This is a genomic window from Mesorhizobium sp. Ca11 (assembly GCF_020165275.1).
Taxonomy (GTDB): Bacteria; Pseudomonadota; Alphaproteobacteria; order Rhizobiales; family Rhizobiaceae; genus Mesorhizobium.
The window spans coordinates 155,063-173,340 of sequence record NZ_JAIUHU010000004.1 but is presented as its reverse complement, the minus strand read 5'-3'; the positions used below and the strand labels follow the sequence as shown (position 1 = coordinate 173,340).

Annotated in this window: 12 protein-coding genes; 6 read left to right on the top strand and 6 right to left on the bottom strand. The window is 64.2% G+C overall.

Annotated features, from left to right (window positions below):
- Nucleotides 1-141: 141 nt before the first annotated feature.
- Nucleotides 142-852 (top strand): antitoxin Xre/MbcA/ParS toxin-binding domain-containing protein, encoded by a 711-nt coding sequence (locus LB538_RS09345; protein ID WP_224526987.1) that lies wholly within the window; start codon nt 142-144, stop codon nt 850-852.
- Between the two features lie 380 nt (nt 853-1,232).
- Nucleotides 1,233-2,396, top strand: coding sequence for a porin (locus LB538_RS09340; protein ID WP_140846668.1), 1,164 nt, complete (start codon nt 1,233-1,235; stop codon nt 2,394-2,396).
- A 101-nt stretch (nt 2,397-2,497) separates the two neighbouring features.
- Here the strand turns inward: LB538_RS09340 and LB538_RS09335 are convergent, their stop codons facing one another.
- Both LB538_RS09335 and LB538_RS09330 read right to left on the bottom strand, forming a co-directional pair.
- Nucleotides 2,498-4,777 carry an NADP-dependent malic enzyme gene (locus LB538_RS09335; RefSeq protein ID WP_095766100.1) on the bottom strand — a complete coding sequence of 760 codons (2,280 nt, stop codon included), beginning with the start codon at nt 4,775-4,777 and terminating at the stop codon, nt 2,498-2,500.
- A 135-nt stretch (nt 4,778-4,912) separates the two neighbouring features.
- On the bottom strand, nt 4,913-6,097 hold the full coding sequence (locus LB538_RS09330; protein WP_224526990.1) for a glycosyltransferase: 1,185 nt from the start codon (nt 6,095-6,097) through the stop codon (nt 4,913-4,915).
- Nucleotides 6,098-6,263: 166 nt separating this feature from the next.
- Between LB538_RS09330 and mutS the strand changes: the two genes are divergently transcribed.
- The 3 genes from mutS (at nt 6,264) to LB538_RS09315 (ending at nt 10,172) form a co-directional block, all read left to right on the top strand.
- Nucleotides 6,264-8,996, top strand: a complete 2,733-nt coding sequence (gene mutS, locus LB538_RS09325; protein ID WP_224526992.1) for a DNA mismatch repair protein MutS — start codon at nt 6,264-6,266, stop codon at nt 8,994-8,996.
- Between the two features lie 77 nt (nt 8,997-9,073).
- Nucleotides 9,074-9,538 (top strand): DUF1348 family protein, encoded by a 465-nt coding sequence (locus tag LB538_RS09320; protein WP_224526995.1) that lies wholly within the window; start codon nt 9,074-9,076, stop codon nt 9,536-9,538.
- Between the two features lie 64 nt (nt 9,539-9,602).
- A complete protein-coding gene (locus LB538_RS09315) occupies nt 9,603-10,172 on the top strand; it encodes a TetR/AcrR family transcriptional regulator (RefSeq protein WP_224526998.1) in 570 nt (189 codons plus the stop codon).
- 9 nt (nt 10,173-10,181) lie between these two features.
- Here LB538_RS09315 and LB538_RS09310 read toward each other — a convergent pair whose 3' ends face one another.
- From LB538_RS09310 to LB538_RS09295, 4 genes are all read right to left on the bottom strand, one after another.
- A complete protein-coding gene (locus LB538_RS09310; protein ID WP_224527000.1) occupies nt 10,182-10,991 on the bottom strand; it encodes an MBL fold metallo-hydrolase in 810 nt (269 codons plus the stop codon).
- 427 nt (nt 10,992-11,418) lie between these two features.
- The gene (locus LB538_RS09305) at nt 11,419-12,264 is read right to left on the bottom strand and encodes an aldo/keto reductase (protein ID WP_224527003.1); all 846 of its coding nucleotides are present in this window, start codon (nt 12,262-12,264) and stop codon (nt 11,419-11,421) included.
- Between the two features lie 88 nt (nt 12,265-12,352).
- Nucleotides 12,353-12,742: a DUF305 domain-containing protein gene (locus LB538_RS09300; protein ID WP_224527005.1), complete on the bottom strand. Its 390-nt coding sequence runs from the start codon at nt 12,740-12,742 to the stop codon at nt 12,353-12,355.
- A gap of 41 nt (nt 12,743-12,783) precedes the next feature.
- The gene (locus LB538_RS09295) at nt 12,784-15,282 is read right to left on the bottom strand and encodes a heavy metal translocating P-type ATPase (protein ID WP_224527007.1); all 2,499 of its coding nucleotides are present in this window, start codon (nt 15,280-15,282) and stop codon (nt 12,784-12,786) included.
- A 185-nt stretch (nt 15,283-15,467) separates the two neighbouring features.
- Here LB538_RS09295 and LB538_RS09290 point away from each other — a divergent pair, with 185 nt between their 5' ends.
- Nucleotides 15,468-18,269 carry a [protein-PII] uridylyltransferase gene (locus tag LB538_RS09290; RefSeq protein ID WP_224527011.1) on the top strand — a complete coding sequence of 934 codons (2,802 nt, stop codon included), beginning with the start codon at nt 15,468-15,470 and terminating at the stop codon, nt 18,267-18,269.
- The last annotated feature ends 9 nt before the right edge of the window (nt 18,270-18,278 follow it).

Here is an 18,278-nt window from a genome sequence, read left to right as displayed (position 1 = left end):
GCGCCAAACCAGGGGTGTGAAGATGCATGCCAGCAACCTGCCGGGCCGCGGCGTTCGTTGCCGCCGCAGTTTTTGCTTTCCGCAATAAGAATTTCAGCATCCGCCGGCGCCTGGGAGGAGCGCGGGCCGCAAGACAGATTCATGACCAGATTCCAGAACTCGTCCGACGGGATTTCACAAGAGGCATTGGCGGGCCTGGTCGCCGAGGCGGTGCAGCAGGCCTTGATGCAGCAGGGCGTCCTGCTTGACACCGAGGCGCTGACTTCAGCCGGCAAGGTTGCCGGCCATGTGGCCGCTGCCCTTCCCTTCCTGCCGCAAGCACAGCGCCTTGCCATCAGCTCCTTCAAGGGTGAGTGGACCGACCTTGCTTCCGACTTCTTTCGTGCGATGACGAACAAGGCCGCGAGCGACGGCCCGGCCATATCCGGCCGCGCTCTTGAGCGCTCACCGCCGAAATCGGAGACAGAGAGGCCTGCGGCGCAGCCGATCGCCGAGCGAGCCGCGGAGCTCCAATCGATGCTGATCGAGGATTGGGCCGGCGAGGTCGCCGGCTCGACCTATCTGGAAGAGAAGCTCCGCATCCCGCGTTCCACGCTGCATCGCTGGCAAAGACGCGGCGAGGTCGTCGCGTTGCGCAAGGGCGGCCGCAAGCATGTCTTCCCATTAGCCCAATTCGTCGACGGCAGGCCGGTTCCCGGGATCAGCGACGTGCTTTCGGCGATCGCCAATCCGAGACTTGCCTGGTTTTGGCTGACCCGACCCTCGCCCGAGCTCGACGGTCGGATCCCCATCGAGATGTTACGGGAAGACATGGTCGAGGACGTGCTCCGCGCGACACGTACTCTATCCTGACTCCTGTTTCGCGGAGTCGATTTTTCTATGCTTATCTGGATTTTTAGAAAACTTGTCCGGCAAATCGCTTGTCATAAAACTGTAATAATTGGCACATTTGGCACATTGTGCAGGTTACCTGACGTTCCGATTGTACTTATTGTTCAGAATGTTCCATCTTTGCATTTATGTGACGTGATATTTGCGCAACAAGACTTCTACAAGAGTTCAAAAGGCCGCCTTTCCGACACAATCCCTGTTGTGTGAGGCCAACGATTAGGCCATGTCCAAGGCGAAGAAGCGGCGCCGGTGCGCGTGCTTTTTCAACGATGGGGACGGGGGTGGCAAAGCCGAACGGCACGTCAGGCCTGTCTTGAACCTTTGACTGGAGATTCAAGAAAATGAACATCAAGAGCCTTCTACTCGGCTCCGCTGCGGCTCTGATCGCAGTTTCGGGCGCCCGCGCCGCCGACGCGGTCACCGTCGCCGAGCCGGAACCGGCCGAATACGTGAAGATCTGCGACGTCTATGGCGCCGGCTATTTCTACATCCCCGGCACCGAGACCTGCCTGCGCGTCGGCGGCTACATCCGCTATGACGCCGGCTTCGGCGACGTCGGCACTTTCGACGGCCGCAAGACCACCGACGTTCAGGACGGCGACTCGCAGAACAGCTGGAACAAGAACGCCCGTTTTAACCTGAAGACTTGGACCGGCCAGGAGACCGAGCTCGGCACGTTGAAGACCTATACCGAGACGCGTTTCAACTTCAAGAATGGTGGCCCGACGAGCACGCCAACGCTGAACTTCGCTTGGATCCAGCTCGGCGGGCTGCGCGTCGGCAAGGACGAGACGCCTTATGACTCGTTCATCGGCTATGCCGGCAACGTCATCCAGGACACGACCATCCCGTACGGCATAAAGGACACCAATGTCGTCAGCTACTACTTCGATGCTGGCAGCGGCTTCTCGGGCGTGATCTCCCTTGAAGAAGGATCGGACGTTACAGGTCTTGCTACCGGCACGGGTACGGGCGTTATCGCAGGCACGATCGACAGCTACGTTCCGCATGTCGTCGGCGGTCTGAAGTATAAGGGCGACTGGGGTGCGATCACCGGCGTCGTTGCCTATGACAGCAACTACGAAGAAGTGGCCGGCAAGGTTCGCCTGGATGTCAATGTCACCAAGGAACTGACGCTGTTCATCATGGGCGGCTACGGTACGGACGATAACTTCCGCGACGCGGGTAACGCCATCAACACCCATGGCCGCGGCTTCTACAAGCCGTGGGGCGGCAACTGGGCTGTCTGGGGTGGCGGCACCTACAAGTTCGACGCCAAGACTTCGTTCAACCTCCAGGCTTCGGCTGACGACGACAAGAACTACGCCGTGGCTGCGAACATCGCCTACAGCATCGTTCCGGGCTTCACGATCACAGGCGAAGTTGATTGGGACCATTTCGGCAGGTTTGACGATGGGATCGGTGACACCAATGTCGTCGACTGGACCAAGGCCGACAAGAAGAACAGCGTCGGCGGCATCGTTCGCTTCCAGCGCAATTTCTGATCGGACTGGCGATCTCAGGGAAGGCTCGCGGCATCGCCGCGGGCCTTTTCCAATTCCAAACTTGGCGATGTGGGCAAACGCCTCGTCAGCAAACGCCTTCGTCAGTTGCCCGCCGTATAAGCTGCAATTGCCGCCATATTGACGATGTCGCTGTCTTTGGCATTCAGCGACACAATCTGCACCGGCTTGTTGAGGCCGACCAGCAGCGGGCCGATGACGGTCGAGCCGCCGAGTTCCTGCAGCATCTTGGTCGAGATCGAGGCCGAGTGGAATGCCGGCATCACCAGCACATTGGCCGGGCCGGTCAAGCGGATGAACGGATATTGCGCCATGGCGCGCGGGTTCAGCGCCACGTCGGCGGCCATCTCACCGTCATACTCGAAATCGACGCGGCGCTTGTCGAGGATGCGCACCGCTTCCTGCACGCGCTCGGAACGTTCGCCCTGCGGATGGCCGAAGGTGGAATAGGCGAGCATGGCGAGCCTTGGCTCGTAGCCCATGCGGCGGGCAAAACCGGCCGCCTCCTCGGCGATGTCCGCAATCTGCTCGGCGTTCGGCATGTCGTGCACGGCGGTGTCGGCGACCAACACGGTGCGGCCGCGCGCCAGCACGATCGAGACGCCGATGACGCGGTGGCCCGGCTTGGCGTCAATGATGCGGCGCACGTCGTCGAGCGCGGTGGAATAGTTGCGGGTCACACCCGTGACGATGCCGTCGGCGTCGCCCAGCGCCACCATGCAGGCGGCGAAATGGTTGCGGTCGTTGTTGATCAGCCGCTGGCAGTCGCGGAACAGGAAACCCTTCCGCTGCATGCGCTCGTAGAGATAGTCGGTGTAGATGCCGTTGCGGCGCGACAGCCTGGCGTTGATGATCTCGATGCCCGGCTTGTTGAGGTCGATGCCGGCATTGCGGGCATTGTCCTTGATGACGTCGTCGCGGCCGAGCAGGATCGCCGTGCCGAGCCTCTGGTTCACATAGGAGACGGCGGCGCGCATCACCTGCTCCTCCTCGCCCTCGGCAAAGACGATGCGCTTGGGCTGGCGGCGCACACGGTCGTAGATGCGCTGCAAGGTCGAGGCGATCGGGTCACGGCGCGCGGACAGTTCCTGCGCATAGCGGTCGAGATCGAGGATCGGCTTGCGGGCGACGCCGGATTCCATCGCCGCCTTGGCCACCGCCAGCGGGATCGCCGAGATCAGGCGCGGATCGAATGGCACCGGAATGATGTAGTTGGGGCCGAATTTCGGCCGGTTGCCCTGATAGGCGGCGGCGACGTCGTCCGGCACGTCCTGGCGCGCCAGCTCGGCAAGCCCCCTGGCGGCCGCGATCTTCATCTCGTCGTTGATGGTGGTGGCGCGCACATCCAGCGCGCCGCGGAAGATATAGGGGAAGCCCAGAACATTGTTGACCTGGTTTGGGTAGTCGGAGCGGCCGGTGGCCATGATGGCGTCGGTGCGGATCTCGGCCACTTCCTCCGGCGTGATCTCCGGATCGGGATTGGCCATGGCGAAGATGATCGGGTTCTTGGCCATCGACTGCACCATGGCGGTGGTGAGCGCGCCCTTGGCGGACAGGCCAAGGAAGACGTCGGCGCCGTCCAGCGCTTCGGCCAGGCTGCGCGCCTCGGTCTTGACCGCATGCGCCGACTTCCACTGGTTCATGCCTTCGGTGCGGCCCTGGAAGACCACGCCCTTGGTGTCGCATAGGATGATATTTTCGGGCGAAAAACCCATCGCCTTCATCAATTCGATGCAGGCGATGCCGGCGGCGCCGGCGCCGTTGCAGACCATTTTTGTGGTCTTCATGTCGCGGCCGGTGATCTCCAGCGCGTTGATCAGCCCGGCCGCCGAGATGATGGCCGTGCCATGCTGATCGTCATGGAAGACGGGAATGTCCATCAGCTCGCGCAGCCGCTGCTCGATGATGAAGCACTCGGGCGCCTTGATATCCTCGAGATTGATGCCGCCGAAGGAAGGCCCGAGGAAGCGCACGCAATTGATGAACTCGTCGGCGTCCTCAGTCGCCACTTCGAGGTCGATCGAATCCACATCGGCGAAGCGCTTGAACAGCACCGCCTTGCCTTCCATCACCGGCTTCGAGGCCAGCGCGCCGAGATTGCCGAGGCCGAGGATGGCGGTGCCGTTGGAGATGACGGCGACCATGTTGCCGCGCGTCGTATAGTCGAAGGCGCGGCTCGGATCCTCGGCGATGGCGCGCACGGGAACGGCGACGCCCGGCGAATAGGCGAGGCTCAGATCGCGTTGCGTCGCCATAGGCTTGGTGGCGACGATCTCCAGCTTGCCGGGTCGTCCCATGGCGTGGAACTCCAGCGCCTCCTCGGGACTGACGGAGGGGCCGCTGCTTTCCGTTTTCCTGGCCATGTCGCTGACGCTTCTCCCACCTTTTCGCGCTCTTGTGGCGCATTGTTTTGAATTACCCGCTTAAGGCTACACGCCGCCGCTGTAAACCGCCAAGCGATCCAGCGATTTTGTTCCTCCGTTGGCAGAGACAAGCGGTCAAATCTTGCCCGATGAGATCGCGGCAATCTCGCGCAGGTGCTCGCGTACCGAGGCCCAGCGCGTCAGCCCCGAGGTCCCGGCGAACGGCCATTCGGAGAAAGGCGGATCGTTGCTTCCCATGCGCTGCTTAAGCGCCGAGAGATAGGCCATCAGTTCCAGCCGTTGCGCCCGCACCCTTTCCAGCGTGCGGCCACGAATCTCCTCGCGCGGGATGGCGCGGTCGCGAAGTCGCTCGACCGCGCGGCGGATTGCGGCCGGCTCCGGCTCGGCGATAACGCAGTAGTCCGGATCGAAATAGACGTCGCGGCCGCCGATGCTCGGCGTCGAGACGATCGGCAGGCCGGCCAGCAGATACTCCATGCTGGAATACATCGCCCCTTCCACCGCCGACAGGCAGAGCCCGACCGCGGCCCGGTTGTAGACGCGGTTGACCTCGTAAGGCGGCATCCGCCCGGGCAGGCCGTCAACGAGGGGATTGGCGATGCTGTGAAGCGGCGATTGCGCCTGCAGCCGGCGGATGAAGGCGCGGTCGCCGGCCGGCGGCAATTCGCCGATCGAGGACGTCACATGGACCAGTCTTTCGATCTCGAAGGCGAGGTGGTGCCGCTTGGTGTGCGAGATGCGGCCATTGTAGACGGCATCGTACTCGACCGGCACGTCCGGCAGCGGCCGGAAGACGTCTTCCGAAATCATCAGATTGTGATTGGAGAAGATCGCTGTGCCGCCAACGCCTGCAATCAGACGGCGCTCTTCCTCTGTGTTGCAGAGGAAGATCAGGTCATGGTGGGGGCAGACCGCGGCGAACCACGCGAGATCCTTGCGTATCTGCTCGACGACGGTGGGCCTCTCCAGCGTCCAGTTCGGCATCAGAAGGAAGGTAGCGCGCGCTGACACCATGCGGCAGAGGGCAGCGAGTGCGTAAAGCGGGCGCCGGCCGCCGACAGGTATGTAGAGGATCAACGGATCGCGACTGAAGATATGGACGGGTATGTCGATGCCGCCGTCGAGGCCGGAGAGCGGCCCGCGTGTCGGCAGGATGAAGGGAAACCGTGTCCGCACCCACGCCTTGATTTTGGTTCTGGTGCGGTTGGCACGGTTGGTGGCAAGAAGCCGCACACGCCTGAGCGGCGAGCCGACCGGGCCGACCATCTCCTCGAACGTCTCGTGTCCGTCCTTCTTCATTGCCCCGCTATCTTCTCCTGATCCCGAACGATCCATATGTCGGCCGCCGGCATGAGGCAACACGCCCTACGCGTCCGTCCTGCCGATGGCAGCAACGGCCCACTCGTCCCCCGTTTTTGCAACCGCCGGCATTAAACCGCCCGCTCACATCTGCTAGCGTGCCGGGATGGATATGCGTACCCCGGAAGAACACAACGCCACGGCGGCACCGGCACCGTTTGTCACGGCCGGCGTCACGCCGATGATGGAGCAATTCATCGAGATCAAGGCGGCGAACCCGGATTCGCTGCTGTTCTACCGCATGGGCGATTTCTACGAGCTGTTCTTCGACGACGCGGAGAAGGCGAGTCAGGCGCTTGGCATCGTCTTGACCAAGCGGGGCAAGCACCAGGGCAATGACATACCGATGTGCGGCGTGCCGGTGCATGCGGCGGACGACTATCTGCAGAAGCTGATCGCGCAAGGCTTTCGCGTTGCCGTGTGCGAGCAGATCGAGGACCCGGCCGAAGCCAAGAAACGCGGCTCCAAATCGGTGGTGCGCCGCGACGTGGTGCGGCTGGTCACGCCAGGCACGATCACCGAGGACAAGCTGCTCGCGCCCTCGGAATCGAGCTTCCTGATGGCGCTTGGCCGCGTGAAGGGAGGCGCGACCAGCCAGGCCGGCTTCGCGCTGGCCTGGATCGACATTTCGACAGGCGCCTTCCGCGTTGCGGAGACGAGCGCCGAGCGGCTGCTTGCCGACATCTTCCGCGTCGACCCGCGCGAGCTGATCGTCGCCGAGCCGGTTTTCCATGATCCGGAGCTCAGGCCCGTGTTCGACGTGCTGGGCCGCGTCGCCAATCCGCAGCCGCCGTCGCTGTTCGATTCGGCCTCGGCCACCGGACGCATCGCGCGCTTCTTCGAGGTCGCGACGCCGGACAGTTTCGGCACCTTCTCGCGCGCCGAGCTGTCGGCGATCTCGGGCGCCATCGCCTATGTCGAAAAAACGCAGAAAGCGGAGCGGCCGCCGCTGTCGCGGCCCGAGCGCGAGGAGCAGGGCTCGACGCTGTTCATCGATCCGGCGACGCGCGCCAACCTGGAACTGCTGCGTACGCTGTCCGGCAGCCGCGACGGCTCGCTGTTCAAGGCGATCGACCGCACTGTGACGGGGGGCGGCGCGCGATTGCTCGCCGACCGGCTGATGGCGCCGCTGACCGATCCAACGGCAATCGGGGCCAGGCTGGATTCGGTGTCGTTCTTCCGTTCCGAGATGCGGCTCTGTCAGGGCCTGCGGGCGAGCCTCAAAAGCGTCGCCGACATGCCGAGGGCATTGTCCAGACTAGCGCTCAACCGCGGCGGACCGCGCGACCTGGGCGCGCTGCGCGCCGGCTTCGAGGCGGCCGGCGCAATCGCCGAATTGTTCGCGGCGGCCGATCTGCCCGCCGAGCTCGCTGCGGCATTGGCCGCGATCAAGGCCTTGCCCGAGGCGCTTGCCCGCCACCTCAGCGAAGCGCTCGACGACGAGCTGCCGCTGATCAAGCGCGACGGCAGCTTCGTGCGGTCGAGCTACAATGCCGAGCTCGACGAGATGCGGGCGCTGCGCGACGAATCGCGAAAGGTGATCGCCGGGCTGGAGCGCTCGCTGATCGAAGAGACCGGCATCCGCTCGCTGAAGATCCGGCACAACAATGTGCTCGGCTATTACATCGAGGTGACGGCCAATCACCATTCGATCATGACCGGCAGCGATGCCGCCAAGGCGCGCTTCATTCATCGCCAGACGATGGCCAACGCCATGCGCTTCACCACGACCGAGCTGGCGGAGCTGGAATCGAAGATCGCCAACGCCGCCGACCGGGCGCTAAGCATCGAGCTCGCCGCTTTCGACCGGCTGACCGCGGAAGTGGTGGGCGAGGCCGAACGGATCCGCGCCGGCGCCGACGCGCTTGCGGCTCTGGATGTTTCGTCGGCGCTGGCATTGCTTTCCGAAAGCGAGGGCTGGTGCCGGCCGCTGGTGGATTCGAGCCTCGCCTTCGAAATTGCCGGCGGGCGCCACCCTGTGGTCGAGCAGGCGCTCAGGCGTTCCGGCGATGGCCCGTTCGTCGCCAATGATTGCGACCTGTCGCCTCAGGGCGGCGCCAAGGCCGGCGCGATCTGGCTGCTCACAGGCCCGAATATGGGCGGCAAATCGACGTTCCTCAGGCAGAACGCGCTGATAGCCATCCTTGCCCAGACCGGTTCCTTCGTGCCGGCGCAAAGCGCCCATATCGGCGTGGTCGACCGGCTGTTCTCGCGCGTCGGCGCCTCGGACGATCTGGCGCGCGGCCGCTCGACCTTCATGGTCGAGATGGTCGAGACGGCGGCGATCCTCAACCAGGCCGGCGAGCGGGCGCTGGTCATCCTCGACGAGATCGGCCGCGGCACGGCAACTTTCGACGGCCTGTCGATCGCCTGGGCGGCGGTCGAATATCTGCATGAGAAGAACCGCTGCCGGGCGATTTTTGCCACGCATTTCCATGAGATGACGGCGCTGGCGGGCAAGCTCCCCCGGCTTCACAACGTCACCATGCGGGTGAAGGAATGGGAAGGCGACGTCGTCTTTCTGCACGAGGTCGGCAAGGGCGCGGCCGACCGCTCCTACGGCGTACAGGTGGCGCGGCTCGCCGGCCTGCCGGAAGCCGTCGTCGCCCGCGCCAAGGAAGTGCTGCACCAGCTCGAAGAGGGCGAAGTCTCGGGCAAGACCAATCGGCTGGTCGACGATCTGCCGCTGTTTTCGGTGGCGGTGAAACGCGAAGCGCCGAAACCCGCCAAAAGCGATGCGCTGGGCGAAGCGCTCGGCGCGATCAATCCGGACGAGATGACGCCGCGCGAGGCGCTGGAGGCGCTCTACCGGCTGAAGGGGCTGGCAACGAAGCAGTAGAACCAGGCGTGGCCTTGACTGATTGTACCGGTCGGTACAATGTCGGTTATCGACGATTGGAACCGACAGGAGATTTCATGAGCCGTCCGCCATTGCCGCCCTTCACGGCCGAGACAGCGGCGCAAAAGGCGCGCCTCGCCGAGGATGCCTGGAACAGCCGCGACCCGGAACGGGTCTCGCTCGCCTATACCGAGGACAGCAGATGGCGCAACCGGGCCGAGTTCATCTCGGGTCGCGGCGAGATCGTCGATTTCCTCAAGCGCAAATGGGCGCGCGAGTTGGATTATCGCCTGATCAAGGAGGTCTGGACCTGGAATGAAAACCGCATCGCGGTGCGCTTCGCCTATGAATGGCGCGACGACAGCGGCCACTGGTTCCGCTCCTACGGCAACGAGAACTGGGAATTCGACGAGGCCGGGCTGATGCGCCGGCGCGTGGCGAGCATCAACGACCTGCCGATCACGGAGCGCGAGCGGAAATACCACTGGCCGCTCGGCCGCCGGCCGGACGACCATCCCGGCCTTTCGGAACTCGGGCTTTAGAGCATGACCCCAAAAAGTGTGTAGCGGTTTTGGAAAAGATCATGCTCGAACAAGAACACTAAACATGCGGCGCATCGCTCCGGACCACGACCAGTTGCTGGCGATCGTGGCCGAGGTTTTCCGCGAGCACGGCTATGAGGGCGCCAGCCTGGCCCTGATCGGCGAGGCGGCGGGGCTCGGCAAGGGGAGCCTTTACCACTTCTTTCCGGGCGGCAAGGAAGAGATGGCGAGGGTCGTCATTGCCCATATCGACGGCTGGTTCGAGGACAATGTCTTTGCGCCGCTGCGCGACGGCGGCGATCCGTCGGCCGGGATCGAGCAGATGCTCGCGGCGACGGACAGCTACTTCCGCTCCGGGCGCCGGATCTGTCTCATCGGCGCCTTCGCACTGGAGGCATCCCGCGACCTCTTCGCCAGCCAGATAAGGGACTATTTCGGCCGTTGGGTCGCGCACCTCGCCGATGCACTGGCGCGACTTGGGCATGGGAAAACCGAAGCCGTCGAACTGGCGGAGGAAACCGTCGCCGCCGTCCAGGGCGCGCTCACCCTTGCCCGTGCCGCTGACGATGCCGGGGTATTCTCCCGTACGCTGCGCCGGCTGCGCACGCGGCTCGGGCTGTCGGCCAAGACCTAGCCCCAGTTCCTACAGAGGTTCGAAGCGGTAGCCTGTCTCGGTTCGGGAGATCCGGCCGACGCCCGGTGAATCGAGATGCGCTCCTGCAACGCACCAGGCATTGTCGGCGGCAAGGGCCAATATCTGCAGCCGGGTTATCCGCGCCTGTTCCTGGTCGGCGTCGAATTCCCATGTGATGTCCGGCCGATCGAACTGAAGCGACGGCACGTGCACAAGGTCGCCCCAGGCCAGCAATGTTTCGCCGTGGCTCGCAACACGAAAGCAGGTATGGCCGATTTCATGACCCGGCGCGGCGATCGCCTCGATGTTCGCACTCAAGTGCTGTCCCGGATCCAGAGGCTGCGCTCGGTCATGGAAGCGGCTCAACCTCGCTTCCGACCGGAACATGTCGAGCTCGGCTCGAGGGACAAGCAAGCGGGAGAGCTGCGGGAAACCGTTCCCGCCATCCGGAAGGATGAGCCCTTGGATATGGTCGAGGTGGGTGTGGGTGAAGGCGACAGTGTGTATCCGATCGAGGGCGATCTTCGCTTCGCTCAGCGCCTGCGGCAGAAAGCCCATCGTCGGGCGCCAGGCGTTCGAGGATCCGGTATCGATCAGCGTGATGTCTTCGCCGTCGTCGATGGCAAAGGCATTGACCGACAATCGGAGCGCGCCGTCGAAGAGCGGCACCTGCGGCGGCAGATCGTCGCCGAAAGGCTTGTCTCCCGGCTGGCGCAGTCTCCGGACGGGCATGTCGACGTAACCGTCGCGCAGGGAGGTGACCGTCAAGTCGCCGATTTTATAGGTCGCGTAATGAGGTCCGGCTGAAATTCGTTCCAATGCCTGCTCTCTTTCAAACGCGCATCCCGACGCGAGGTTTTCGGTTATTCCCTCGACAGGGATTTTGAAAGGTTGCCGTTTGTCTTGGTGCTAGATTTTCCGTTCATTTCCGTGAAATCATCGCAAACGCCGGGGATTGGTTGAAGCCGCCGCAACCTCGTCATTCTATGGCGGAGCAAGGAGCGAAGCGACGCGGCGCAGACCATAGAATCCATTCCGTGACATCGAGGCGTAGCAAGGGTGCAGAATTCTGCTTCGCCGCATCCCACGCCCCAGGTCACGGAATGGATTCCAGGGTCTCCGCGACGCCGCTTCGCGGCTGCTCCGCCCTGGAATGACGATCGCGATGGGCGTTTCGGCCAATCTTCAGCGCATGCCGCCTGCCATACAACAGAGCCGGCAGATCAACATCCCTGTGGCAGTGCCACTAAATCATCTCCAGGCCGCGCTTGCGCGTCGGCGGCGGGAAAGCGCGATCGAGCTCGGCAAGGTCTTCCGCCGTCAGAGCGATGTCGAGCGCGGCGGCGTTCTGGCGGACATGCTCCTGGCGGCCGGCCTTCGGGATTGCGATGACGCCGTCCTGCATCATTATCCAGGCAAGTGCGATCTGCGCCGCCGTGGCGTTGTGTCGGGCGGCGACCGCCTCGAGCCGCGCATTGCGGGCCAGCGCGCCCTGCTCCACCGGCGAATAGGCCATCAGCGGTATGCGGCGCTGCCGGCTCCACGGCGCAAGGTCGAATTCGAGCCCGCGCCGCGACAGGTTGTAAAGCACCTGGTTAGTCTGGACATTGCCGCCGGACGGCAGACTGACTAGATTCTCCATCTCGTCCGTGTCGAAATTGCTGACGCCCCAGTGGCGGATCTTGCCCTCCGTTTTTAGCGCCTCGAACGCCTGCACGGTTTCGGAAAGCGGCACACTGCCCGGCCAATGCAGCAGATAGAGATCGATGCGGTCGGTGGCGAGGCGCTGCAGGCTGCTCTCGCAGGCCCGTTTCACGCCGGCGCGCGAGGCGTTGGAGGGCAGCACTTTGGAGACCAGGAAGGTCTCGTCGCGGCGCCCGGCGATGGCTTGCGCCACCACCTCCTCGGCGCCGCCATCGGCATACATTTCGGCCGTGTCGATCAGCGTCATGCCGAGGTCCAGCCCCAGCCTCAGCGCCGCGACCTCATCGGCGTGGCGCCGTCGATCCTCACCCATCTTCCAGGTGCCTTGGCCCAGCACCGGGACGGTTTCGCCCGACGGCAGCTTCAAGGTTCTGATCAACGAGGGCATGGCCTTCTCCGCGTAAGGCTGGATCGCAGCACAGCCACAGCTGGAATCCAGACCGACGCCGGCTGGCCGCCCGGATTTCCCGCAGTGACTATTTCGCCGAATGCTTAGCGAGCCAGTCCTGCATCTGCTTGATCTCGGCTTCCTGTGCCGTGACGACGCCTTCAGCGAGCTTGCGTATCTCCGGGTCCTTGCCGTTGGCTATCACCACCTTGGCCATGTCGATGGCGCCCTGATGATGCGGGATCATGCTGCGGACGAAATCGACATCGGCATTGCCGGTGTATTTGATCGTCATGTCCTTATGCATCTTCTTCATCGCTTTCTCGTAGCCGACGGTGGCCGGGCTCTGGGCGCCCATCGCCATCTTGGACATGTCGTGCTTCATCTCCTCCGACGAGGCCGGCACGCTTTCGAGGAACACGGCGAGCAGCATTCCGGCCGCCATCAAAAGCAGCACGATTTTCTTGGCCAGGGTCATTCAAGTCTCCTTCTGTTGGATTGCGTATCTGGGGGTCTTGCTCAGAGTTTCAACGTTCTCAGCCGCAGCGCGTTGCCGATTACGGAGACCGATGACAGGCTCATCGCCGCCGCCGCCAGCATCGGCGACAGCAGCGTGCCGGTAAGCGGATAAAGCACGCCGGCCGCGACCGGCACGCCGAGCACGTTGTAGAGGAAGGCAAAGAACAGGTTCTGGCGGATGTTGCGGATCGTCGCCTGGGCGAGAGTGCGTGCCCTGACGATGCCGTTGAGGTCGCCCTTGACCAGCGTGATGCCGGCGCTTTCGACCGCGACATCGGCGCCGGTGCCCATGGCGATGCCGACATCGGCGCCGGCCAGCGCCGGCGCGTCGTTGACACCGTCGCCGGCCATGGCGACGCCGGCGCCCTTGGCACGCAGTTCCTCGACCAGCGCGCCCTTCTCATCCGGCAGCAACCCGGCGCGGACCTCGTCGATGTCGAGCCTGCCGGCGATCGCTCGTGCCGTGCGCTCGTTGTCGCCTGTCGCCATGATGATGCGCAGCCCCTTCTCATGCAGCGCCTTGATCGCCTCGGCCGTCGTAGTCTTTACCGGATCGGCGACAGCGACGATGCCGGCGAACCTGCCGCCGACGGCCACGAACATGGCCGTCTTGCCGTCGGCCTGCAGCGCCTCGGCATCGGCCGCCGGCGTTTCGACGCCGAGATCAGTCATCATGGCCGCATTGCCGAGCGCGACCTTCCTGCCCGAAACCGTGCCCGAAACGCCCTTGCCGGTGATGGCTTCGAAATCGACCGCGTCGGCCAGCTTCAGGCCGCGCGCGGCGGCGCCCTCGACGATCGCCTCGGCCAGCGGATGCTCGGAGCCCTTTTCCAGCGCGGCCGCGAGTCCCAGCAGCTCGTTCTCGTCGATGCCGTCGGCGGCAACGACATCGGTAAGCCGCGGCTTGCCCTCGGTCAGCGTGCCGGTCTTGTCGACGATCAGCGTGTCGACCGAGGCGAAACGTTCCAATGCCGCCGCTTCCTTGATCAGCACGCCGGCATGCGCGCCGCGCCCGGTCGCCGTCATGATCGACATCGGGGTGGCGAGGCCGAGCGCGCAGGGACAGGCGATGATCAGCACCGACACCGCCGAGACGATGGCGAAGATCAGGCTCGGTTCGGGGCCGACGAGCGCCCAGGCGATGAAGGCCAGGATCGCCACCAGCACGACGGCCGGGACGAAATAGAAGGACACGCGGTCGGCGAGACCCTGGATCGGCGCCCGCGAGCGCTGCGCCTTGGCGACCAGCTCGACAATGCGCGACAGCGTGGTCTCGGCGCCGACCTTCTCGGCGCGCATGACCAGCGAGCCGTTCTTGTTCAGCGTGCCGCCGGTGAGCATGTCGCCTTCCGTCTTCTCGACCGGCAGCGGTTCGCCGGTGATCATCGATTCATCGATCGCCGACCGACCCTCGAGCACGATGCCGTCGACCGGCACGGCATCGCCGGGACGGATGCGCAAGCGGTCGCCCGACTTGACGCTGTCGAGCGGTACGTCCTTCTCGGAGCCGTCGGCGCCGATCAGCCGCGCTGTCTTCGGGGCAAGGTCGAGCAGGGCGCGGATGGCCGAGCCGGTGCGCTCGCGGGCCTTGAGTTCCAGCACCTGGCCGAGAAAGACCAGCGCGACGATGACGGCGGCGGCCTCGAAATAGACCGGGACGGCGCCGTCATGACCGCGGAACTGATGCGGGAAGATGTCCGGGAACAGGGCGGCGATCACGCTGTAGAGGTAGGCGGCCCCGACACCCAGCGAGATCAGAGTCCACATATTCGGGCTACGGTTGAGGATCGATTCCCAGCCGCGATGGAAGAACGGAAACGCCGCCCACAGCACCACCGGGCTCGCCAGCGCCAGTTCCACCCAGGTCTTCGCGCGACCGTCGATGAGGGTTTCGAAGCTGAAGCCCAGCATCGGCGCCATGGCAATGATCAGGAGCGGCACGGAGAGCACCGCGCTGACCCAGAACCGGCGGGTGAAATCGACGAGCTCGGGATTCGGGCCTTCCTCGCCTGTCGGCACGCCCATCGGCTCCAGCGCCATGCCGCAGATCGGACAGGAGCCGGGCTTGTCGCGGATGATCTCGGGATGCATCGGGCAGGTGTATTGCGTGCCCTTGGGCATCGGCTGGGGCTCCGGCCGGCCGGCGAGGTATTTTGCCGGCTCCGCCTCGAATTTGGCCTTGCAACCGGGGGAGCAGAAATAGAAGCCCTGCCCTTCATGGCGAACGAAGTGCTTCGCGCACGCGCGGTCGACGCTCATGCCGCAGACGGGGTCCGTGGCCGTCAAATAGCCCTCGGGCTCGGCCTGGAATTTCGTGCGGCAGCGCTCGCTGCAGAAATGAAAGGTGCGGCCGCCATGCTCGGCCGTCGGCTTGCCGGCCGCCGGATCGACCGTCATGCCGCAGACAGGGTCGCGAATCACCGCTTCGGTGTCGGGTGCGACATTCTTCGCAGAGCAGCAGCCGCCATGCGCATGATGGTGGTGGTCGGAATGGGTCATCAGCAATACCTCGGAATTCTCGAATTGAGGCGGAGGTAGTCCTTCCAGTAACTGGAAGGTCAAGAGCCGGTTTCGACTTTTGCGAAAATCGGCCGGGCGATTGCGGATTACGCTTCTGCGCGATGGCAATCGCGGCCGCCTGCCCCATACACAGCGCCGCGAAAACAGGCTATAGACGCCGCCGAATGGCAAAGATCTCCCTGAAACTCGACGAAATCATCGATGGCGATGCGTTGCGCCGCGACTTGACCGCGTTGACGGCGGCGAGCGCCGGCGACGGTTCAGGACCGGCTGCCCGCACGGCCGTCCTCCAACTGCTCAAGGCCAGGATGGCCGAAGGGCGAAAGATCGCCGAGACCATGCTCAAGCAGGACGGCGGCGGCAATGCCTGCGCCGAGCGGCTGTCGCATCTGATGGATGAACTGATCCGGGCGCTCTATGATTTCGCCGCCACCCATGTCTATCGGGTCAAGAACCGGTCCGCGGCCGAGCGCATGGCGGTCGTTGCCGTCGGCGGCTACGGCCGCGGCACGCTGGCGCCGGGTTCCGACATCGACCTGCTTTTCCTGCTGCCCTACAAGCAGACCCCATGGGGCGAGCAGATCGTCGAATACATGCTCTATATGCTGTGGGACATGGGGCTGAAGGTCGGCCACGCCACCCGCAACATCGACGAGTGCCTCAGGCTGTCGCGCGGCGACATCACCATCCGCACGTCGATCCTCGAGGCGCGCTTCCTGTGGGGCGAACAGAAGCTCTATGAAGAACTGCTCACCCGCTTCGACCATGAAGTGGTGCGCACGACCGGGCCGGAATATGTGCAGGCCAAGCTCGCCGAGCGCGACGAGCGCCACGCCAAGGCCGGCGAAAGCCGCTATCTGGTCGAGCCCAATGTCAAGGACGGCAAGGGCGGCCTGCGCGACCTGCAGACGCTGTTTTGGATCGGCAAATATTTCTACCGCGTGCGCACCGGCGAGGAACTGGTCGAGAAGGGCGTCTTCACCGAGGCCGAATATCGCGAATTCCAGAAGGCCGAGGATTTTCTCTGGGCGGTGCGCTGCCACATGCATTTCCTCACCGGCAAGGCGGAAGAGCGGCTGCATTTCGACATCCAGCGCGAGATCGCCGAGCGGCTGGGCTATACGACGCATCCCGGCCTGTCGGCGGTCGAGCGCTTCATGAAGCACTATTTCCTCGTCGCCAAGGACGTCGGCGACCTCACCCGCATCTTCTGTGCGGCGCTCGAGGAAGAGCAGGCCAAGCATGTGCCGGGCTTCAACCGCATCTTCCTCACCTTCCAGCGGCGCAAGCGCAAGCTTGCCGGCACCTCCGACTTCATCGTCGACAACCACCGCATCAACATCGCCGACGACAGCGTGTTCGAGCGCGACCCGGTCAACCTGCTGAGGCTGTTCTGGTTCGCCGACAAGCACGGATTGGAATTCCACCCCGATGCGCTGAAGCTGCTCACCCGCTCGCTCGGGCTCGTCAACAAGTCGCTCCGGCGCGACGAGGAGGCCAACCGGCTGTTCCTCGACATCCTGACATCGGACCGCAATGCCGAGCTCAATCTCAGGCGCATGAACGAGGCGGGGCTGCTCGGCAGACTGATCCCGGACTTCGGCAAGATCGTCGCCATGATGCAGTTCTCGATGTACCACCACTATACGGTGGACGAGCATCTGATCCGCTGCATCGGCGTGCTGGCCGAGATCGAGCGCGGCGACGGCGCGAAGGTGCATCCGCTGTCGCACACGCTGATGCCTGGCCTGAGAAAGAGCCGTGAGGCGCTCTATGTCGCGGTGCTGCTGCACGACATCGCCAAGGGCCGGCCCGAAGACCATTCGGAAGCCGGCGCCAGGATCGCGCGGCGCATCTGCCCGCATATGGGGCTGTCGGCCGCCGACACCGAGACCGTCGCCTGGCTTGTCGAGAACCATCTTGTGATGTCGATGACAGCGCAGACGCGCGACCTCAACGACCGCAAGACGATCGAGGATTTTGCTTCGATCGTGCAATCGGCCGAGCGGCTGAAGCTGCTTTTGATCCTCACCGTCTGCGATATCAGGGGCGTCGGGCCGGGCGTGTGGAACGGCTGGAAGGGGCAGTTGCTGCGCACGCTCTATTATGAGACCGAACTGCTCCTGACGGGCGGCTTTTCGGAAGTCTCGCGCGCCGAGCGCACGGCCGCGGCGCGCGAGCGGCTGGCCGAGGCACTGTCTGCCTGGCCGGCGAAGGAGCGCAAGCGCTATGTCGCGCAGCACTACGAGAATTACCTTCTGGCGGTTGACCTTGCCGACCAGCTTCGCCATGCCGAATTCATCCGCGAGGCGGATGCGGCCGGCAAGAAGCTTGCCACCATGGTCAAGACGCATGAGTTCGAGGCGGTGACGGAGATCACCGTGCTGGCGCCGGACCATCCGCGCCTGCTTTCGATCATTGCCGGAGCTTGCGCCGCGGCCGGCGGCAACATCGTCGACGCGCAGATCTTCACCACCTCGGACGGCCGCGCGCTGGATTCCATACTGATCTCCAGGGAGTTCGACCGCGACGAGGACGAGCGCCGCCGCGCCGAGCGCGTCGGCCGGCTGATCGAGGACGTGCTTTCGGGCAAGAGCTGGCTGCCCGAGATGATCGAGAAGCGCACCAAGCCGAAGCGCGGCGCCAAGGCGTTCCGGATTCCGCCGCGCGCCGAAATCCGCAACACGCTGTCGAACCGTTTTTCGGTGATCGAGGTCGAGGGGCTGGACCGGCCGGGCCTGCTGTCCGAGATCACCGGGACGCTCTCCGACCTTTCGCTCGACATCGCCTCGGCGCATATCACGACGTTCGGCGAGAAGGTCATCGACACGTTCTACGTCACCGACCTGACCGGACAGAAGATCGACAGCCCGACGCGCACCGCCACCATCCACAAGCGGCTGATCGATACGCTTGAAGGCAATTCGTCCGAACGTAACGGCAAGGCCAAGGCGGCGGCCGAGTGACATCCATTT